The sequence below is a fragment of the Oleiphilus sp. HI0128 genome (assembly GCF_001635365.1).
In genome coordinates this window covers 1-361 of the sequence record NZ_LWGG01000516.1, presented here as the reverse complement: position 1 = coordinate 361, position 361 = coordinate 1, and the positions used below count along the sequence as shown (strand labels likewise).

Below are 361 nucleotides of genomic sequence, written 5' to 3'. Positions count from 1 at the left end.
AAAAAGTGAAGGCAACGAAACACCAGGAGACGAAGGTTTAAATGACGCCGATGATCGTTACAGTTGGTACAATACTGACGCAAGCTCAAACGGTGGTTCGGAAGGTTTTGCAGATAGCAGAGGAGAGCAATGTTTTGCCTATAACGAAGACGAACCGGCTAGCTACTGCAACACCGAAGCCTTTGTTAACCGTATGAATGAAGCCGGCTGGTGTGGCTATGCCGACTGGCGACTACCTAATCGCAAAGAGCTGCTCAGTATCGTTGATTACGGTAATGCTAAACCCATGCTCGATACTGATTACTTCCCTTCCAATGCAGCCTTAACCTGGACATCTAGCCCTTTTGCACTCGGTACAAGC

General features: G+C 47.9%; 1 protein-coding gene. It reads left to right on the top strand.

Annotated features, from left to right (window positions below; all coding sequences use genetic code 11):
• A partial coding sequence (locus A3763_RS06110; RefSeq protein WP_156494961.1) for a DUF1566 domain-containing protein occupies nucleotides 1-361 on the top strand: 361 nt, incomplete at both ends.